This window comes from Paenibacillus sp. MY03 (genome assembly GCF_002165585.1).
GTDB lineage: Bacteria > Bacillota > Bacilli > Paenibacillales > Paenibacillaceae > Pristimantibacillus > Pristimantibacillus agaridevorans.
Map to the genome: position 1 here is coordinate 34319 of NZ_MXQD01000021.1, position 16805 is coordinate 51123.

The 16805-nt window shown below is 53.7% G+C and carries 14 protein-coding genes; 5 read left to right on the top strand and 9 right to left on the bottom strand.

The genetic code is table 11. The annotated features are described in order from the left end of the window. Nucleotides 1-82: 82 nt before the first annotated feature. The 5 genes from B1748_RS19175 to B1748_RS19195 form a co-directional block, all read right to left on the bottom strand. On the bottom strand, nt 83-433 hold the full coding sequence (locus B1748_RS19175; protein WP_087569551.1) for a type II toxin-antitoxin system PemK/MazF family toxin: 351 nt from the start codon (nt 431-433) through the stop codon (nt 83-85). A 3-nt stretch (nt 434-436) separates the two neighbouring features. After that, nucleotides 437-718 (bottom strand): CopG family ribbon-helix-helix protein, encoded by a 282-nt coding sequence (locus B1748_RS19180; protein WP_087569552.1) that lies wholly within the window; start codon nt 716-718, stop codon nt 437-439. A gap of 273 nt (nt 719-991) precedes the next feature. Beyond that, entirely contained in the window at nt 992-2182 is a 1191-nt protein-coding gene (gene alr / locus B1748_RS19185; RefSeq protein WP_087569553.1) for an alanine racemase, read from the bottom strand. A gap of 350 nt (nt 2183-2532) precedes the next feature. Then, the gene (locus tag B1748_RS19190; protein WP_087569554.1) at nt 2533-3720 is read right to left on the bottom strand and encodes a LolA family protein; all 1188 of its coding nucleotides are present in this window, start codon (nt 3718-3720) and stop codon (nt 2533-2535) included. Nucleotides 3721-3950: 230 nt separating this feature from the next. Then, nucleotides 3951-4823 carry an AraC family transcriptional regulator gene (locus B1748_RS19195; protein ID WP_087569555.1) on the bottom strand — a complete coding sequence of 291 codons (873 nt, stop codon included), beginning with the start codon at nt 4821-4823 and terminating at the stop codon, nt 3951-3953. Between the two features lie 151 nt (nt 4824-4974). Here B1748_RS19195 and B1748_RS19200 point away from each other — a divergent pair, with 151 nt between their 5' ends. The 4 genes from B1748_RS19200 (at nt 4975) to B1748_RS19215 (ending at nt 8328) form a co-directional block, all read left to right on the top strand. After that, nucleotides 4975-5805, top strand: coding sequence for a phytanoyl-CoA dioxygenase family protein (locus B1748_RS19200; RefSeq protein ID WP_087569556.1), 831 nt, complete (start codon nt 4975-4977; stop codon nt 5803-5805). Between the two features lie 117 nt (nt 5806-5922). After that, nucleotides 5923-6756 carry a lipoyl protein ligase domain-containing protein gene (locus tag B1748_RS19205; RefSeq protein WP_087569557.1) on the top strand — a complete coding sequence of 278 codons (834 nt, stop codon included), beginning with the start codon at nt 5923-5925 and terminating at the stop codon, nt 6754-6756. A 601-nt stretch (nt 6757-7357) separates the two neighbouring features. Beyond that, a complete protein-coding gene (locus B1748_RS19210; RefSeq protein ID WP_087569558.1) occupies nt 7358-7573 on the top strand; it encodes a PspC domain-containing protein in 216 nt (71 codons plus the stop codon). Between the two features lie 62 nt (nt 7574-7635). Continuing rightward, nucleotides 7636-8328, top strand: coding sequence for a PspA/IM30 family protein (locus tag B1748_RS19215; protein WP_087569559.1), 693 nt, complete (start codon nt 7636-7638; stop codon nt 8326-8328). 255 nt (nt 8329-8583) lie between these two features. On the opposite strand, the gene B1748_RS19220 is transcribed toward B1748_RS19215, so the two are convergent. Beyond that, complete coding sequence (locus tag B1748_RS19220) at nt 8584-9345, bottom strand: SDR family NAD(P)-dependent oxidoreductase (RefSeq protein ID WP_087569560.1); 762 nt, start codon at nt 9343-9345, stop codon at nt 8584-8586. A gap of 209 nt (nt 9346-9554) precedes the next feature. On the opposite strand from B1748_RS19220, the gene B1748_RS19225 reads away from it, so the two are divergent. Beyond that, a complete protein-coding gene (locus tag B1748_RS19225) occupies nt 9555-10898 on the top strand; it encodes an FAD-dependent oxidoreductase (RefSeq protein ID WP_087569561.1) in 1344 nt (447 codons plus the stop codon). 62 nt (nt 10899-10960) lie between these two features. Here the strand turns inward: B1748_RS19225 and B1748_RS19230 are convergent, their stop codons facing one another. The 3 genes from B1748_RS19230 to B1748_RS19245 all read right to left on the bottom strand — a co-directional run bounded on the left by B1748_RS19230 (nt 10961) and on the right by B1748_RS19245 (nt 16763). Continuing rightward, on the bottom strand, nt 10961-12718 hold the full coding sequence (locus B1748_RS19230) for an ABC transporter ATP-binding protein (protein ID WP_087569562.1): 1758 nt from the start codon (nt 12716-12718) through the stop codon (nt 10961-10963). Beyond that, entirely contained in the window at nt 12708-13583 is an 876-nt protein-coding gene (locus B1748_RS19235) for a MerR family transcriptional regulator (RefSeq protein ID WP_087569563.1), read from the bottom strand. Before B1748_RS19235 ends, B1748_RS19230 begins: the two co-directional genes overlap by 11 nt. A 987-nt stretch (nt 13584-14570) precedes the next feature. Continuing rightward, entirely contained in the window at nt 14571-16763 is a 2193-nt protein-coding gene (locus B1748_RS19245; RefSeq protein WP_087569565.1) for an alpha-galactosidase, read from the bottom strand. Between the last annotated feature and the right edge of the window lie 42 nt (nt 16764-16805).

Here is a 16805-nt window from a genome sequence, read left to right on the forward strand (position 1 = left end):
TTCGTAGTCACATATCATTTAACTTTAGTGTTCAATTGCGTATATAATATCAATAATTGTCATGATTTGTCTATAACAAATTTTAAAAATCGATCAAACCGACGCTAATCAACAGTGCGTCGTCGACCTTTCGCATCGTTTCGTCGTCCAAATGCGTAATTTTGTCCGTCAGACGCTGCTTGTCGATCGTACGGATCTGCTCCAGCAGCACGACGGAGTCGCGGTCGAAGCCATGCGTCGCCGCATCCATCTCTACATGCGTCGGCAACTTTGCTTTCTGAATTTGAGCGGTGATGGCAGCTACGATGACGGTAGGGCTGAAGCGGTTACCGATGTCATTCTGTATTACGAGAACGGGACGGACCCCTCCCTGTTCAGATCCTACGACTGGGGACAAATCGGCAAAAAAAACATCTCCGCGTTTGACGATCAAGCTCTACACCCCGCTCACTAGACGCCCTAACGTGTGATCCGCTTCTTCCTCTGCTTGAAACGCTTCCGAGGCCATGTTCAGATTGATTCTCGCCATCTCCATATAGCCGCGCTGCATGGACTCGCGGATTTGACGTTTCTTGCGCTCTACCAGATACAGCTTCATGGCTTGCCGAATAAACTCGCTGCGATTGGAGTTTTCCTTGGCGACGATTCCGTCGACTTCCTCCAGCAGCTGATCGGGCAGGCTGATCATGATCCTTTTCGTATTATGGATATTGGCCACCGAACTGACACCCCCAAAACTTTTCCAAAGCCACTGTGCACGTGCATGATAAAATCTACAGCCCCACGTTTATACTCCCTTATAGTCTGGCAAAATATAGCCTCCGCTATACTTCAACATATCTATGTTAGTCATATATCAATTATGCTATATCGCGGCATGCATGAGACGTGCAGAATAACCTCTACAGTACATTCGATATTCGTTCCCCAAATTCCTCCGTCGCTGCCGGAATTTCCTTCATGAAAAAAATCCCACTAGATACGGACGCGGCTATGCAAGCTCGTTGCGAACCGAGACGACTGCCCCGCCAGACGTATAGACGCGAGGCACGCGGGACGCGATCATGCATGCTATCTCGTAGTTGATCGTGCCAAGCTGATCCGCGAGCTCTTCCATCGTAATGACTTCGTCGCCCTGTCGTCCGATCAGCACAACCTCCTCGCCCTGCCGGACCTCTCCGGCTTCGGAGGCCGTCAGCCTCTCGTCGTCCAGCGTAATCATGCATTGGTCCATGCAGATCGTGCCCCGTATCGGCAGCTTGACGCCGCGCACAAGTCCATGCGCTTTGCCCGAGAGCATCCGGCTGTACCCATCGGCATATCCGATCGGCAGCGTGCCGATTCTCTCTCCGCCTTTTGCGAAATAACGGGTACCGTAGCTAATTCCCCAGCCCTCGGGCGCCTGCTTGACGAAGGAAACCTCCGTCTTGAGCGACATAACCGGAGCAAGCGCGATCTTTTCCCGATTTACTTCGGCAGACGGGTACAAACCGTACATCGCGATTCCAAGCCGCACCATGCCGCCCGCCCACTCCGGAGTCTCCATCCCCGCGGCGCTGTTGGCCGCATGAATGATCGGTAGCCGGATACCGCGCTCCTCAAGCGCCTTGGCAACGGCAGAGAATCGCTCATGCTGCGATCTCGTATATCCTTTGTCCAGCTCATCCGCGCGCGCATAATGCGTAAACATGCCCTCAACCTCAAGCTGCGGAGTAGCCAGGCAATGTTCGACGAACGATACCGCCTCTTCCAGACCCAGCACGCCAAGACGGCCCATGCCGGAGTCCACTTTCACATGAATCTTGAGCTTGCGGCCATCCGGAGCCTCCGGAAGGTTTTCCGCTGCCTCGCGAACATCTTCCCTGAACATGCTGATTGTAATATCATGCTCTCGAGCAAGACCAAGCGCATCACCAGGCACGTAACCCAATACAAGAATAGGCGCGCGAACGCCACTTCTTCGAAGTCCCAGCGCCTCATCCAGGAACGCGACGCCCAAATAATCAATGCCGAAGCTCTCGGCGGCCTTTGCAATCTCCACGGCTCCATGACCATAGGCGTTCGCCTTAACGGAAGCCATCAGCTTGCAGCCGCCGGGAAGCGCGGCGCGTATAACGGTTAGATTGTGCCGCAGGGCATCGAGCGAAATTTCTGCCCTCGTAGGGCGATAATACGAATCCAAGTCTTTCACCTTCTCCTCTTGCTTTCAATGCAAGTTCAAAAAGTCCGGTTTTCAGCACCGAGAAGATTGAAAGAAGGTAGAAACTGAGGAGCGGAGCGTAGTGGAAGCTACGTGAGCACCGGAAGTTTCGCCTGAATTCAAGATTCGATGTCGAGTAGGCTTCTAGGCTTACTTCGTGATCAAAAGCGGACTTTTTGAACAACCTCTTAAATGCAGGAACAATCCGGGCAGTCAACATCAATAAAATCAATGTTAAACGAGGCTGCCGGGACTGTCAATGCAATGCATGCCAGAATCGGCTGGCACGTATTGGAAATCCCATGCCAGCCGAGTATGAAGCAGGTTATTATTTATTTCGCCATCTCGCCTTGGACCGATTGCGCAACCTTCAACATCTCGCTCTCCGGCAGATTATCGCTCGTAAGGCGGAATTGCTGACCCTCGTACGTCCAGGTAAGCGTCTGCAGCTTGTCATCGCCCGTGATTTGGCCAATGTTGTCGAATCCGACATCCACCATACGCCCGGGAACAAGCGTGGTTGCCACATCCTTCGGCATCGTCTGAATGAGCGTGTAGCTGTATACTCCCTCATAACGTGTAATCATGCCGGGATTGCCGCCGAATACAATGTCCTTGGCATCCTTCATCGATACGCCTCTCGGGAGGTAGGATGGTCCCATAGCCACGAAGTCGGCCGGCTCTTCGCCTTCCACGCCAGTCGATGCATCCTCTTCTTCTGCACCTGCTTCTTCGTCGCCGGGTTCTTCCTCGTTATTGCCGCTTCCTTCAACCTTGCCGTCCGTATCCTCGTCTTCGACGGCATCGTCGCCAGGCGCCGTGGTATCGTCGCTGTTCTCCGGCGTTGCTATGGTCGGTTCGTCGTTGCCGGCCGATGGGGAAGCTTCCGCTTGCATATTCGCTTCCGTCTGGAATACGCTCGGCTCGAACTTCGTTCCGAACTCGAAGTCGTCGAACTTCACGTCTACGACGACGGAAGCGTTCGTATCGCTGACTTCCACCTGTACCGGGCTGAGATCCGCTTTGTCCAGCCAGATCTTCTGACGGGCTAACGAGCCGTTGTTATAGCTCGCCATAACGTCGAACACGTAGGCGTCCTCGTCTACGGCGAATACTCTGGAGTTGTCTACAATGATGCTTTGCGCAAGCGTCTGGTACAGATAAACCTGGCCTTGATTTTGCGGCCAGTCGCTTTGAAACCGGAATACTTTGTTCAGCTTGGGTGTCAATACGAATACGCCATCGTCGTTGCGAAGCACGATCTGCGTAATGTCCTTCTCCTCGTTCGTCAGCTTGATGCGGTAGTAATGCGGCGTCTGGTACGACACCTCCACCTGATACGTCAGCGGCTGCTGGCCGGTATGAAGCGTCATCGTGCCGTTGCCCTGGTAACTCTCCATGTCGTTCACGTACTTCTCGAGATCCTTCACCACGGACTCGGCGTCCTTTGTACCACCACAAGCAGATAGAACAAGCGCGAATACCATAATAATTGCCGCCGTCCATGCCATGCGACGCATGTAATCATCCCCTCTGACCATCGAATTTTTACTGGATGATAACATGTCTATGTGGGGACTTGGACAATTATGCGGACAGGGTTGACGAGCTGGCGGGATATTTTTAAGGATGAGGTCAAACCCTGATATTTTCACCGATTAATTCAATCGCTTGTCGTACTGTTTAATACGAAAATACATCATGCGGCGTCAACCCTTTTAATCTAAGCATCATTCCGTTCTCGCCTGTTTCAAGCTAAATCCACACGGCCTTGTTGACGATATTCGGATGGCGTAAGCCCCGTTTGCTGCTTAAAATTATTCGAAAAGTAATGAATACTGTTATAGCCAAGACGTTCTGCGATGCTCTCTATCCTTTCGCCGCTTAGCAGTAATTGTTTTGCCCGTTTTACTCGCTCCGTCATCAAATAATCCTTCGGACTGGTTCCCATTTCCATCTTAAACAATCTCGAATAATGGACAGGATGATAACCGCATAACGCCGCTAACTCGGCGACAGTCCAGTGACGTTCAGGCTCTGCGCGGATGGCGTCCAAAGTAGCGGCCAGGAAAGGAGATACAACTCGCTTGATTTCCCCCAATTGGCAACGCAGCATATGAGTGATCATCTCCAGCATAATCCCGCGCAAGCTCCAATCAAACCAACCATGCCCGCCTCGATATTCCTTTACCAAACGCAATAAGAAAGGCTCCATCCCCGGATATGCGAACTTGTGAGGGAAAAGCTCGCCACGACGGTCCCCAAGCGAGACCTCATATCGAGCCGCTTCTTGTGCGAGCTGCTCCGGCTCGCAGCCCAAAATCGCATATGCGGGATGAACCGGCGCCGGAGAAACATGATCGAAGTGGAAATGAACGCTATAGTAGTCGGTCTCTTCAAGCGTTTCCAGGCGATGAGGACTCTCGCTTCCAAAAAACACACCTTGCCCCGAAGCGATCGCGATCTGTTCGTTGCCCAGTTGCAACACGGCACTTCCTCTGATTACATAAAAGATTTGACAATCCGGAATAATCCGCGGTCCCCACACCGTGCAAGGTTCGGCCTGATCACGGCTTGCAAAGTTGACTGTCGGTTTCAAATCGACAATAGAATATATTCTCACCTCAACCTGCGCTCCCTTATTCCATTCTCCGAAAAATGTTGAATAATTATAAAGATATCTAGCACTATTGCAAATACATCTGAAAACCCTTCCACTATGCTTATAGTATCAAATATTACCTGATAAAGGTATGAGAGGGGATTATCAACACATGTTAACAAAAGCGCAAATCGAACAATTTCATCGGGATGGCTTCTTAAAAGGCGGGATCGTACTAAGTGAAGCCGAGGTCGATCTGCTGCGCGCAGAGCTTGATCTTGTCATGGAAGGGAAGTCCGTGCGAAAACCAGTAAGGAATGTAAATTTGCTGGAGGGCGCTGGAAATATGGGCATGGACATGACAGTAAATGAAAAGGTCGTGCAAATCGTCAACATTTGGATGGCGAGCGAAGCCTTCTATCGGCATGCGCAGAATGCAACGATTTGCGAAGAGATCGCTCAACTAACAAATACAGATACGGTAAGAGTTTGGCATGATCAGATCCAATACAAGCCGCCTTATTCCGGCGGACCAACCGGCTGGCATCAGGACCATCCCCTCTGGCCCATCATCCAACCCGCTGATCTCGTAAGCGCTTGGGTCGCTTTGGATGATGCCGTCATTGAGAATGGCTGCATGTGGATGGTGCCCGGCAGTCATCTTTGGGGCAACCACCAGCGCTACTTGGCAAGCGACGATCATTTCAAACCGTTTCATCGTCAACCGGAACTGTTGCCTACAGATGCAATCGTCGAATCTGTGCCATTCGAGATCAAAAAAGGTCAAGTAGGTTATCACCACTGCTTAACGTGGCACGGCAGCCCCCACAATCGTTCTTCATTAAAGCGACGCGCGATTGCCGTCCACTACATGCCTGGTCATACACGCTATGAACCTGCAGGCGGACATCCGATGGAAAGTCACGTAAAAGTACAGCCTGGTGAAATCCTGTCGGGGGATGACTTCCCTGTCGTCTGGACACGCGCTACTCCGCAGCAATGATCACCGAAAGATGCCGAAGGGGATCGCAGTGATGGCCGGTTCGATGGATCCGCTGCGAAGGGATTGGTGTTACAATACGGGTAGACTGTACATTTTCCCATAAGCGAGGAACCCTGCATGCCCTTCAAGGAAGAACCCGCCATCCTGCTGCTCGATCGAATGAACGATTTCCGCCATAGCGATCCCTTGTACGCCTTTGCCCTGGATGAGCTCCTCTGCCGAAGCGCCGGCAAAGGCGGACCGGCGATCTGTCATCTATGGCGCCATCCCCATGCATTCGTGCTGGGCCAGAAAGATAGCCGTATGCCGCGAGCCAAGGAAGCCAGGCAGTGGCTGGAGGAGGGGGGCTGGATGACGGTTGTACGCAATTCTGGCGGAGCGGCCGTTCCTCTGGATGCCGGGGTCGTTAATGTCTCCCTCATTCTTCCCAAGAAAAATGCCTTGGATCTTCGATTCCATAACGACTTCGAACGGATGTATGATTTAATAGCGGAAGCCTTGCAGAGCACCGGTCGATTGGTGGAGAAAGGGGAGATCGCAGGCGCCTATTGCCCCGGCGACTTCGATCTGAGCATCGAAGGCTACAAATTTTGCGGCATCGCCCAGCGGCGGCAGACACATGCATCGATCGTACAGGCTTTCGTTGTGGCAGAAGGCTCCGGCCGCACTCGCGCCGAGCTCGTCCGCGCCTTCTATGATGTCGCCTCTTGCGGCGACGACTCTCTCGGCCATCCCATCGTGGTCGGCGACAGCACCGCCAGTCTGGAGGAGATTGCCGGCCTTGGCCCGCAAGGCGCGCATGTCTTCGCCGCTGCCATCAAGTCTGCCATTCAGAGCAGGCAGACGCCAGCCGGTGTCGAGGAAGCCGCTGCTCGACTAATAATGCCCACGGAGGAAGAATTGGATACGATGGTGAGCTCACTTAAAAGTCGATACGCAGCGGATTGTTAGATCCTTTGCTTGCTCTCGTCACCGTCAGCTCTACCAACAGCTCGATCCATTTTCATGCTGGAGTTGCGGCCGAGAGACCTTGTTTGTTTTCATACTCACACGGTCCGTCACTGCCTCATTTGGCGGATTGTGTATGATTTTTCATACTCGCATGTCCTATCGAGCGCCCGCTCGGCGGATTGTGTATGATTTTTCATACTCGTATGCCCTATCATGGGCCAATTCGACGGATTGTGTATGAATTTTCATTCTCGCATGGCCTAACATGCGCCTATTCGACGGTTTGAATATGATTTTTCATACTCGCATGCCCTATCGCACGCCCACTTGGCAGATTGTGTATGATTTTTCATACTCGCATGACCATCCGCGCGACCGCTCGGCGAATAGTTAAATTAGGCTGCTCAGGAGCCCCCTTTGGGTTCCCGAGCAGCCTTTTTCCGAACGTCCTACCTCACCACAATCCCCTCTCCCGGTCGTGCGTCCGAGTCCTGCCCCGCCTAAAGGCCAGTTCCAACAATAGACTGCGGACTGTTACGAAGCATTCGCCCGAGCTATACAATAAGGACATAGATGAGCAACACGAAAGGATGAATGCGAGATGAAAAAATTGTTTCGTTCCACTTCGGACAGTAAATTAACCGGATTATGCGGAGGACTTGGCCAATGGCTGGGGATCGACTCGAACATCGTCAGAATGCTGGTCGTTATTGCAGGTTTCTTCAGCTTCGGCAGCGTGCTACTCATTTACTTGATCGCTTCGCTGTTCATTCCGAAGGCGCCGTATAATGATTTCCGTTTCGTCGACCACTACTAATCCGGCAACAACCAAAGCAACAACAACCACATCCAAACTAAACATATAGGGAGAGAAATTACATGGGAATTCTACAACGCGTATTGAATATGACGAAGGCTGCCGCTAACGAGATGCTGGACAAAATGGAAAATCCGGTTATGATGCTTAACCACTATTTGCGAGACTTGGATGAGGTGATCGAACGCACGGAACGTTCGATGTCGCAACAACTCGTCCAGGAACGCGTAATGGGCTCTAAGCTGGGAGAACTGCATGGGCAGGCTCAATATTACGAGGGCAAAGCGGAGCAAGCCGCGTTGGAAGGCCGTGAGCAAGAAGCACGCATGGCGCTGGAAGCCAAGCTGCTATATCTGGAGCAAGCGGAGGAAACCGCAAAGCTGCGCGACCTCGCCAAACAATCGGCAGACGACCTGCGTTTGCGCGTGGAAGGTCTGAAGGAAGAGAAAACTCGTCTGCAGAGCAAACGCGAAGAGCTAATGACACGCGTAAGGCAAATGTCGGCAACGAGCGAAGCCGGCAACGGCAATGGCGTATACGGCGGACCGACCCACCTGCATAGCAGTTCGGCGAGCAAGGGCTTCGAGAGAATCGAGCAGAAGGTTATGGAATGGGAAGCCTCCCGCGAGCTTGCAAGAACGGCACCAACATGCGGGGCAGGCGGCGGATACGCCCCTGTCGATATCAAGGGAGAACAGCGTTCCGCCCAGGTGGAAGAACAATTGCAACGGCTGATGAGCAAATCCGGCAACTAGCCTTTATATACAGCTCTTGCTTTTGGGGCTGGCCTCAGAAGGAGCAAAGCGGATGAGCCGGTCCCGCCTGTTGAACGAAAAAGCCTTCAAACCATTGTCTTAATGGGTTGAAGGCTTTTCGCGGTATAGGAAATCATATGATTTCCTGATTTCACCATAGTCTCTCTCTATTTCTCGGCAAGGTTAAGAGCCGCGCCGCCAAAGGACGGCAGCCGTTTCACCTTGCTTTTGCGCATGTTATTCCTCAGGCGCCCCTTACTCCGCGTAAATCATTTTGCGAGTCATGCCGCCGTCCACCGTTATATGGGTACCCGTCACAAAATCGTTCTGCGGATTCGTCAGATACAAACATGCTTTAGCGATATCCTCCGGCTTGCCTACTCGTCCCGCAGGATGCTGGGCATGATCATCCGTTCGCAGCGCGCCGTAATCGCCCGTCTCGATCCAACCTGGACATATCGCATTGACCGTAATTCCGTCGGGACCGAGCGATGCAGCGAGCGCGTGCGTCAGCGACAGGATCCCGCCCTTCGATGCTGCATAGGCTTCCGAGTAGGGCTCCGACATGTGCGCTCGCGTCGATGAAATATTGACGATGGAGCCGCCGATTCCATCCTTTCTCATCAGCTTGGCTCCCTCGCGCGAGCAGAGAAACGTGCCTCTCAGATTCGTATGAACGACATGATCCCATTCTTCGATTTTCAGCTCGTACGGCGACTTCCAAATACCGAAGCCCGCATTGTTGACAACGATATCCAATCGCCCGAACATAACCTCGATATCCGCGAACAAGCGGCTTACTTCTTCAGGCTTGCTGATATCGACCACAAAAGATGCGGAATCCAGCTCTTCGCGTTCCAATAGCGCAGCCGTTTCTTCCAGACCGGCTTCGTTCCGGTCCGCAATGAGCGACAATGCCCCTTCCCGCCCATAAGCCAGCGCCAGCTCGCGCCCGATTCCTGCTCCCGCTCCCGTAATAAGCACGATTTTCCCGTCATGCGTTCCTTGTTCGGTCATTATTGCATCCCCGCCTTTCTAGTGGTTGGTTTGATGGTTTGTCCTATTTTAACATAAGAAATCCCAATACCTAGTTTGTGAATTTGTTCACAATTCTGACATTGTCATGCTGACCTGTTTGGCGTATGATATGAGCAAGACAACGTTGTGAAATAAATCACATTATGGATTGTGAATTAATTCACTATATACATTAGGAGGCGCTTTAAATGACAACCCCTACTCGCATTGCCGTGATTGGATGTACACACGCCGGAACCGCCGCGATTCTGAATATGGTTAAACTTTATCCCGAGGCCGAGATCCATGTCTTCGAGAAAAACGACAATATCTCGTTCCTCTCGTGCGGTATTGCTCTTCATGTAGGCGGCGTCGTAAAGAAAGCGGAAGATCTGTTCTACGCTTCGCCGGAGCAGCTTGCCAAGCTGGGCGTGATGACGCATATGCGCCATGAAGTATTGAATGTCGACACCGACGCGAAGCAACTGGATGTGAAAAACAGCGTGACCGGTGAAACCTTCGCGCACAGCTTCGACAAACTCGTCGTAACGACCGGCTCGTGGCCGATTATTCCGAAGCTGGACGGCATCGGACTTGATAACATTCTGCTCTGCAAAAATTACGGGCATGCCCAGACGATTATCGAGAAAGCCAAAGAAGCCCGCAGGATTGCGGTCATCGGCGCCGGCTACATCGGCATTGAGCTCGTGGAAGCATTCGAGGTATTGGGCAAAGAAGTGACGCTGATTGATAATATGGACCGGATTCTATACAAATATTTGGATCGCGAATTTACGGACATTACGGAACGGGAATTGACGGACAAAGGCGTACAGCTCGCACTAGGAAAAACGGCGCAATCGTTCAAAGGAGATCCAAGCGGCAAGGTAGCCGCGGTCGTGACGAATGACGGAGAGTTCGAAGCCGATATGGTCGTTCTCTGCATCGGCTTCCGCCCGAACACGGATCTCCTCCGCGGACAAGTCGACATGCTGCCGAACGGCGCCATTATCGTCGACGAATATATGCGGACCAGCAAGCCGGACGTGTTCGCCGCAGGCGACAGCTGCGCGGTTCGCTACAACCCGACCGGGGCGCATGCCTACATCCCGCTTGCGACCAATGCCGTCCGGATGGGTACGCTGGTTGCCCGCAACCTGATGAAGCCAACCGTACAGTACATGGGTACACAAGGAACGTCGGGCATCAAAATTTACGATTACAATATCGCGTCGACGGGTTTGACAGAGACGGCCGCGACGGCAGCCGGCCTAAACGTCAAGCAAGTAACGCTGCAAGACCATGACCGTCTGGAATTTATGCCGACCTACGAAGACGTTACGCTGAAGGTCGTCTACGATGCCGACACCGGCCGTATCCTCGGCGCGCAGGTCATCTCGAAGGTCGACTTGACTCAATCGATCAACACCTTGTCGGTCTGCATTCAGAACGGCATGACGATGGATGGTCTCGGCTTTGTGGACTTCTTCTTCCAGCCGCATTACAACAAACCTTGGAACTTGCTTAACCAAGTCGGCTTGCAGGCGGTATAACCCTCGAACGCCCCATATACAAAGAGCCAGTCGCGTTTGCATCGCGGCTGGCTCTTTGGCAATCAAACCGCAGCCTCGCTCTCAAGATGCTGTCCCTTCGCGAGCTTGACGTACAGCTCATGGGAGCGAAGCAGCTCCATATGCGTGCCTTGCCCCGTCACTTCGCCTTTCTCTAATACAATGATCCGGTCCGCATTGCTGACCGTCGACAAGCGATGTGCGATCACGAGCGTCGTGCGTCCCTGCATGAGCTTCTGCAACGCATCCTGCACGAGCCGCTCCGACTCGCTGTCCAGATGCGCCGTTGCCTCGTCCAGCAGTAGAAATTCAGGGTCGCGAAGCATCGCTCTCGCAATAGCGAGACGTTGCCGCTGGCCCCCCGACAGCTTCACGCCGCGTTCGCCAACCTCCGTTTCGAGCCCATCGGGAAGTGATGCGATCAGCTCCGTCAGATTCGCTCCCTCCAACGCTTCGGCAATTCGTTCCTCGCTAACATCCGAGCTCAAGCCATATGTGAGATTATGCCGGATAGAGCCGGCCATCATAGGGCTTTCCTGCGATACGTAAGCCAGCCGGTCCCGCCACTGCTGTAACGACATCGCAGACACGTCGTCTGCACCGTAACGAATCGTACCTCCCGTAGGTGAGTAGAAGCGCTCCACAAGCGAAAAAATCGTCGTTTTGCCCGCGCCGCTGGCGCCTACGAAAGCGGTCATGCCGCCGGCGACGGCCTCGAACGACACCCCATTCAAAATGGGACGATCCGGGGAATAGGCGAAGCTGACTTTCTCAAAAGAAATCGTTTCAGAAGCAGTTATTCGTCTCCCGCGTTGTTGATTCGCTGGACGATCGTCGATGCCCCGCTCCGTCTCCGCCGGCTCTTCTATCAGCTCGATAATTCGCTGCGATGCGCCAAGCGCCTTCTGGAACTGTGTAAAGAACGATGCCATCTGCGTAAACGGCATGACGATCTGGAACATGTAGAGAATGATGGCGACAAGTTCGCCCGTCGTGATCGTTCCTTGCGCGACTCTGACGCCCCCGTATCCGATAAGCAGCACGAGAATGAGCAGCATGATGGACATCATTAGCGGCGTAACAATGGACATGATTTTCGCTTCCTTCATGCCGAAACGGAACAAGCTGCCAATGCGGCCGCGTCCTTGTCTCAGTTCGGCCGGCTCGGCCAGCGAAGATTTGACCAGCCGAATTTCCGTCAGCACTCGCCCCAGATCGCCCTGAAACATCGCGGTTTCATCCTGCATCGACTTGGAGATCGCGAACATCTTGCTGCCGAGCGGCCACAGGATAAGCAGCGACGCCGGAACGGCGATCAGCATAAGCAAGGTCATTCGCCAATCGAGGTACAGGAGAATGCCTACGCCTCCAACGATGGAGACAATGCCTCCCAGGAAAGATATGACATGCCCAACGATAAAATCCTTGATGACGTTCGAATCGTTGGTTATCCGACTCATCGTCTCGCCTGACGTATTGCGGTCGAAGAACGAAACGGGCAGGCGGAGCACCCGCTCCCAAACCTCCCGGCGCAAACCGGCCACCATATACTGCCCGACATAGGACATGGTATAGACGCCGAAGCCCGACATTGCGGTCTGTAGCGCGAATACAGCACCTAACATAATGACCGTAGCGCTTTGCAACGCGGATGCGGAGGCTTCCTCGACGACATCCCGCGTGAGCAGCGGAATGAAGAGCGACAAGGCTGTTTCTCCCAGCCCCAATATTATGGCCGCGGCAATAATCCAGCCCTTCGGCCGGTGTTTGCCGACAAGCGCCAGAAACGGTTTAACGTTCATCTTGACTCACTCCTTTCAGCCAATCCTCTTCCATAACGCCGACCTTTTCCATGACAGCCGCGAGGAATAACTCTTCCTCCTTCGAAAATCCGCTGTAAAAAAGCGCGGGATCAAGCTCCGCTTCCGGATTGCCAATCTCGGACATCGCTCGCTCCATCTCGTTCTTTTGCTCTTCGCTCAGATGCTCCATCGCTTGTCCGATGACCTCGCTCAGAAGCTTTACTAACTGCTGCCCCGAGCGCAGTACTTCCTCATCGTCTGTACTGCGACCTTCGCGGCAATAGCCCGTCAGTTCAACCAGCACAGCCGTCATTCTTCTCTCAAGCTCCAGCCGTTCCGCCTCCGGCATGCCCTCCATAAAAATCGCGCCGACAACAGGAGCCGGCAGCCGTTCCGCCAGGTAACGCTTCTGCGCTTCCTCGTTCTGAATGTTGTGTATGAAGAAAAGCAGCAGCGAGCTGTCTATTTCTCCGGCTCCTTCAAGGAGCATCCGCATGCGGTCCAGCGTGCCAATCGCCTTATCCAGTTGATCCCGTTTCTGGCTTAGCAGCTCGCGCTGGAGATTAAGCGTAGCGGTCATATCACGGTTCCGATCGCCCAGATGCTCCGCGATTTCGTCCAGCGAGAAGTCCAAATATTTCATCGTCAGTATTTGCTGCAACCGGAGCAGATCCCCTTCTTGATAGAAGCGATGCCCTTGCGCATTGCGCCCCGATGGCTTCAGCAGACCTTTGCGATCATAGAAACGCAACGTACGCTCCGTCGTTCCCGTCATGCGGGCGAACGCCCCGATCGTATACGTGCGCCGATCATCGGCCATTTCGTTACCGATTTTTCCGTTCGCATTTTCGTGTTGGTCGCTCATCACAGTCCCTCCCCTCCCCTTCCTGCCAAGGTGACTCGGCCGTGCCGTCCTTTGGCAGCGCAGCCCGTTTCAATTCGAGATACATAGAGAAAGTATGGCGAAGATATACTTTCCTTACTTCAAAGCATAGCACTTGACGTTACGTCAAGCGCAACCCCTTTGTTTCGGTTTTTTTTGAGCCGATTTGACGCCTCGCTTCCCCGCTTCTCTTATCCTGGTAGGTTCGTCATCCCGTAAATTGATTTCTGGCGTTCTCCCCCCCCCTTCCATCCCTCTCTATCCCTCTCTATCCCCCTCTCTCTAGCCCCTTCCCTTCCCTTCCCTTCCCTTCCCTTCCCTTCCCTTCCCGCCCAAACCTTTGAACTAGCAGCATTTCCTGTTCTTACGGACATGTGAGACGTTATTCGGCTGAAAATGGGCATGATGAAATTCTAACGGACAAGACAAGCTGCTACTAAGAGGAAACCCTTCACCTGTCCCCCTTCATATTCGTTACTTCGGAGAGTTACTTCGGAGATACTTCGGAGAGTTAGTGGGAAATGTTCCGTCTATTTACCCTCGCATACGCTATTCTAGAGATTTAGAGGGAAATGTGCCGTTTATTCGATCCTCTATAGGCACTTTGGGCAGGTTTGTGGCCATTTAAACGGAGGATTTCCCTTTATAACCGCTGATCTTCTTGCGAACGTGAAATTAATAGGAGCTTTTCCCGTTCGTTCCTCCTAATGTAACCTTTATGGAGCGGTAGAGGGCGAAATTAGCCTGATTTCGCACATCGTCCATCAGCCCACCAGAATCACGAACCCTCGAAAGTGGGGAGTTTGGTGCTTGGCGCTTGCTGCTTGCTGCTTGCTGCTTGCTGCTTGCTTCTTGGTGCTTGGTGCTTGGTGCTTGCCGCTTGGTGCATGGTGATTGCTGCTTGGACGCAACATAAAAAGAGCGAATCGCCCCAGGCGACCCGCTCCTCTCTTACCGCTAACTTACCTACTATTCGCTTTTCTTGAAATGGTACACCCTGCTCGCAAAATCGCCATGGAATTGCGGCTTCGCAAGACCGGCAAACATCAGCTCGTCGCCGCCGTAGCTGTCTCCCTGGCCTTGCAGCACATAGTCGGCAGCAGGGTCCAGTCCTTGCAGGCGGAAACGGTCCAGCGGCGGGTTCGCCTCCTGCAGTACGGACACGAATACGACTGCCGCTTCGCTCTTGTCCTTGGTCACGTACATCCAAGCCGTATCATTGCCCTCGAACGGGCTCAACAAACGGTAGAAGTCGCCGAATTGCACTAAGTGGCGGATCTCCTTGTATTTGGCCACCTGCTCCTTCACGAGTTCCTTCTCATCGTCCGTGAATTGCGTCAGGTCGAGCTCGTAGCCGAAGTTGCCGGACAACGCGACGTTGCCGCGCGTGTCGAGCGACGTAATCCGGCCCACTTGGTGGTTGGGCACCGCGGATACGTGGGAGCCCATGGAGCTGATCGGATACACGATGCTTGTGCCGTATTGAATCTTGAGGCGCGAGACGGCGTCCGTGTTGTCGCTCGTCCACGTCTGCGGCATGTAATACAGCATGCCCGGGTCAAAGCGTCCGCCGCCGCCGGAGCAGCTTTCGAACAGCACGTGCGGGAAGCTCGTCGTGATCTTCTCAAGCACGGCGTACAAGCCCAGCATGTAGCGGTGAGCTGTTTCCCGCTGACGGTCCGCAGGCAGCAGTGCAGAACCGATCTCCGTCATGTTGCGGTTCATATCCCACTTCACATATGTGATCGGAGCGCTGGAGAGCGTCGCGGAGATCACTTCGACGATGTAGTCTTGCACGTCCTGTCTCGACATGTCGAGAATGAGCTGCTGGCGGGCTTGCGTCCGTCTGCGGCCTTCCACGTGCAGGCACCAGTCCGGATGCTTGCGGTAGAGCTCGCTGTCAGGGGATACCATCTCCGGCTCGAACCACAGACCGAATTCCATGCCGAGCGAAGTAACTCGGCCTACCAGATCCTCAAGACCGTTCGGCAGCTTGTTCCGATCCACGAACCAGTCGCCTAGCGAGGAGTTGTCGCTGTCCCGCTTGCCGAACCAGCCGTCGTCCAGCACGAACAGCTCGATGCCGAGTTCTTGGCCGGCACGCGCGATCGCTTCGATTTTGTCCGCATTGAAATTGAAGTACGTCGCTTCCCAGTTGTTGATCAAAATCGGACGGGCCTTGTCGCGGAACGCGCCTCGGCTAAGTCGCGTACGATACAGCTCGTGATAGCTGCGGGACATGCCGCCCAAGCCTTCGGCCGAAAACACCAGAATCGCCTCGGGCGCTTGGAACGTCTCGCCCGGCTCCAGCAGCCAGCTGAAGTCGAAGCTGTTCAATCCCGCGAATACGCGCGAAGTATGGAACTGGTCAACCTCTACTCCTGCCGCGAAGCTGCCGCTGTAGACAAGGCTGACACCGTACACGTCGCCATGCGTTTCCGTCGATCCCTCCGAGAGCAAAGCGATAAAAGGATTCTGCATATGGCTGCTGGATCCCCGGCGGCTCTCCACCGACTGAAGTCCCGGTACCAGCTTGCGAGTATGAACGTAACGTTCCCGCGACCAAGCTCCGGATAGTTGCAGCAGCTCGAAGCGGTCATGAGGCAGATCGAAGCTGGCGCTGAACGCGCGAAGCAGCTTGACAGCAGCTCCGCTTTCGTTGACTACGCTTGCCGAACGCGCAATCGCGCTGTGGTCCGCGAATGCCGTGTAGGATAGCGTAACGCGAAGACCGGAATTCGCATCGACCAGATCGACGAGAAGCGTTTCGGCTTCGTCGTCGCTCTCGACGTAGACCGCCGGAAGACCCGGCAGCGATGGCTTGCCCTTTACGATCCGATGGGAATCGTACAAAAACTCCGTCACGGTCGTCCCGTCGGCGAGCTGCGCCTGGAACGCCGGCATGCGGAAGTCGGAGCTGCCGTATGTCGGATATTCCTGTGGAAGCGAATCGAGCGACAGCTCCTTTTGCTCCAGATCCGTGCTAGGCGAGAACGATGCGCGTTCTTTCAGCTCAAGCAGCTGGCGCAGACCGGTTCCGCGAACTTTGCGGCCCCAATAGTAGTGAGCCAGGTAACCTTGCTTCGTAACGCCGAGCACATAGCTGGCATCTCCCGATTGCAAATGGAAAATACGGTTGTTTTCATCATAACGAATGGACATTAATGTTCCTCCTCGGTTCTAATCTCTTGTTTTCGGGTAAGT

Bases quoted from the DNA above. Each gene is read 5' to 3' on its own strand.
- B1748_RS19190 (WP_087569554.1), bottom strand. From the start codon at position 3,720: ATGCGTCGCATGGCATGGACGGCGGCAATTATTATGGTATTCGCGCTT.
- B1748_RS19200 (WP_087569556.1), top strand. From the start codon at position 4,975: ATGTTAACAAAAGCGCAAATCGAACAATTTCATCGGGATGGCTTCTTA.
- B1748_RS19205 (WP_087569557.1), top strand. From the start codon at position 5,923: ATGCCCTTCAAGGAAGAACCCGCCATCCTGCTGCTCGATCGAATGAAC.
- B1748_RS19210 (WP_087569558.1), top strand. From the start codon at position 7,358: ATGAAAAAATTGTTTCGTTCCACTTCGGACAGTAAATTAACCGGATTA.
- B1748_RS19215 (WP_087569559.1), top strand. From the start codon at position 7,636: ATGGGAATTCTACAACGCGTATTGAATATGACGAAGGCTGCCGCTAAC.
- B1748_RS19220 (WP_087569560.1), bottom strand. From the start codon at position 9,345: ATGACCGAACAAGGAACGCATGACGGGAAAATCGTGCTTATTACGGGA.
- B1748_RS19225 (WP_087569561.1), top strand. From the start codon at position 9,555: ATGACAACCCCTACTCGCATTGCCGTGATTGGATGTACACACGCCGGA.
- B1748_RS19230 (WP_087569562.1), bottom strand. From the start codon at position 12,718: ATGAACGTTAAACCGTTTCTGGCGCTTGTCGGCAAACACCGGCCGAAG.
- B1748_RS19235 (WP_087569563.1), bottom strand. From the start codon at position 13,583: ATGAGCGACCAACACGAAAATGCGAACGGAAAAATCGGTAACGAAATG.
- B1748_RS19245 (WP_087569565.1), bottom strand. From the start codon at position 16,763: ATGTCCATTCGTTATGATGAAAACAACCGTATTTTCCATTTGCAATCG.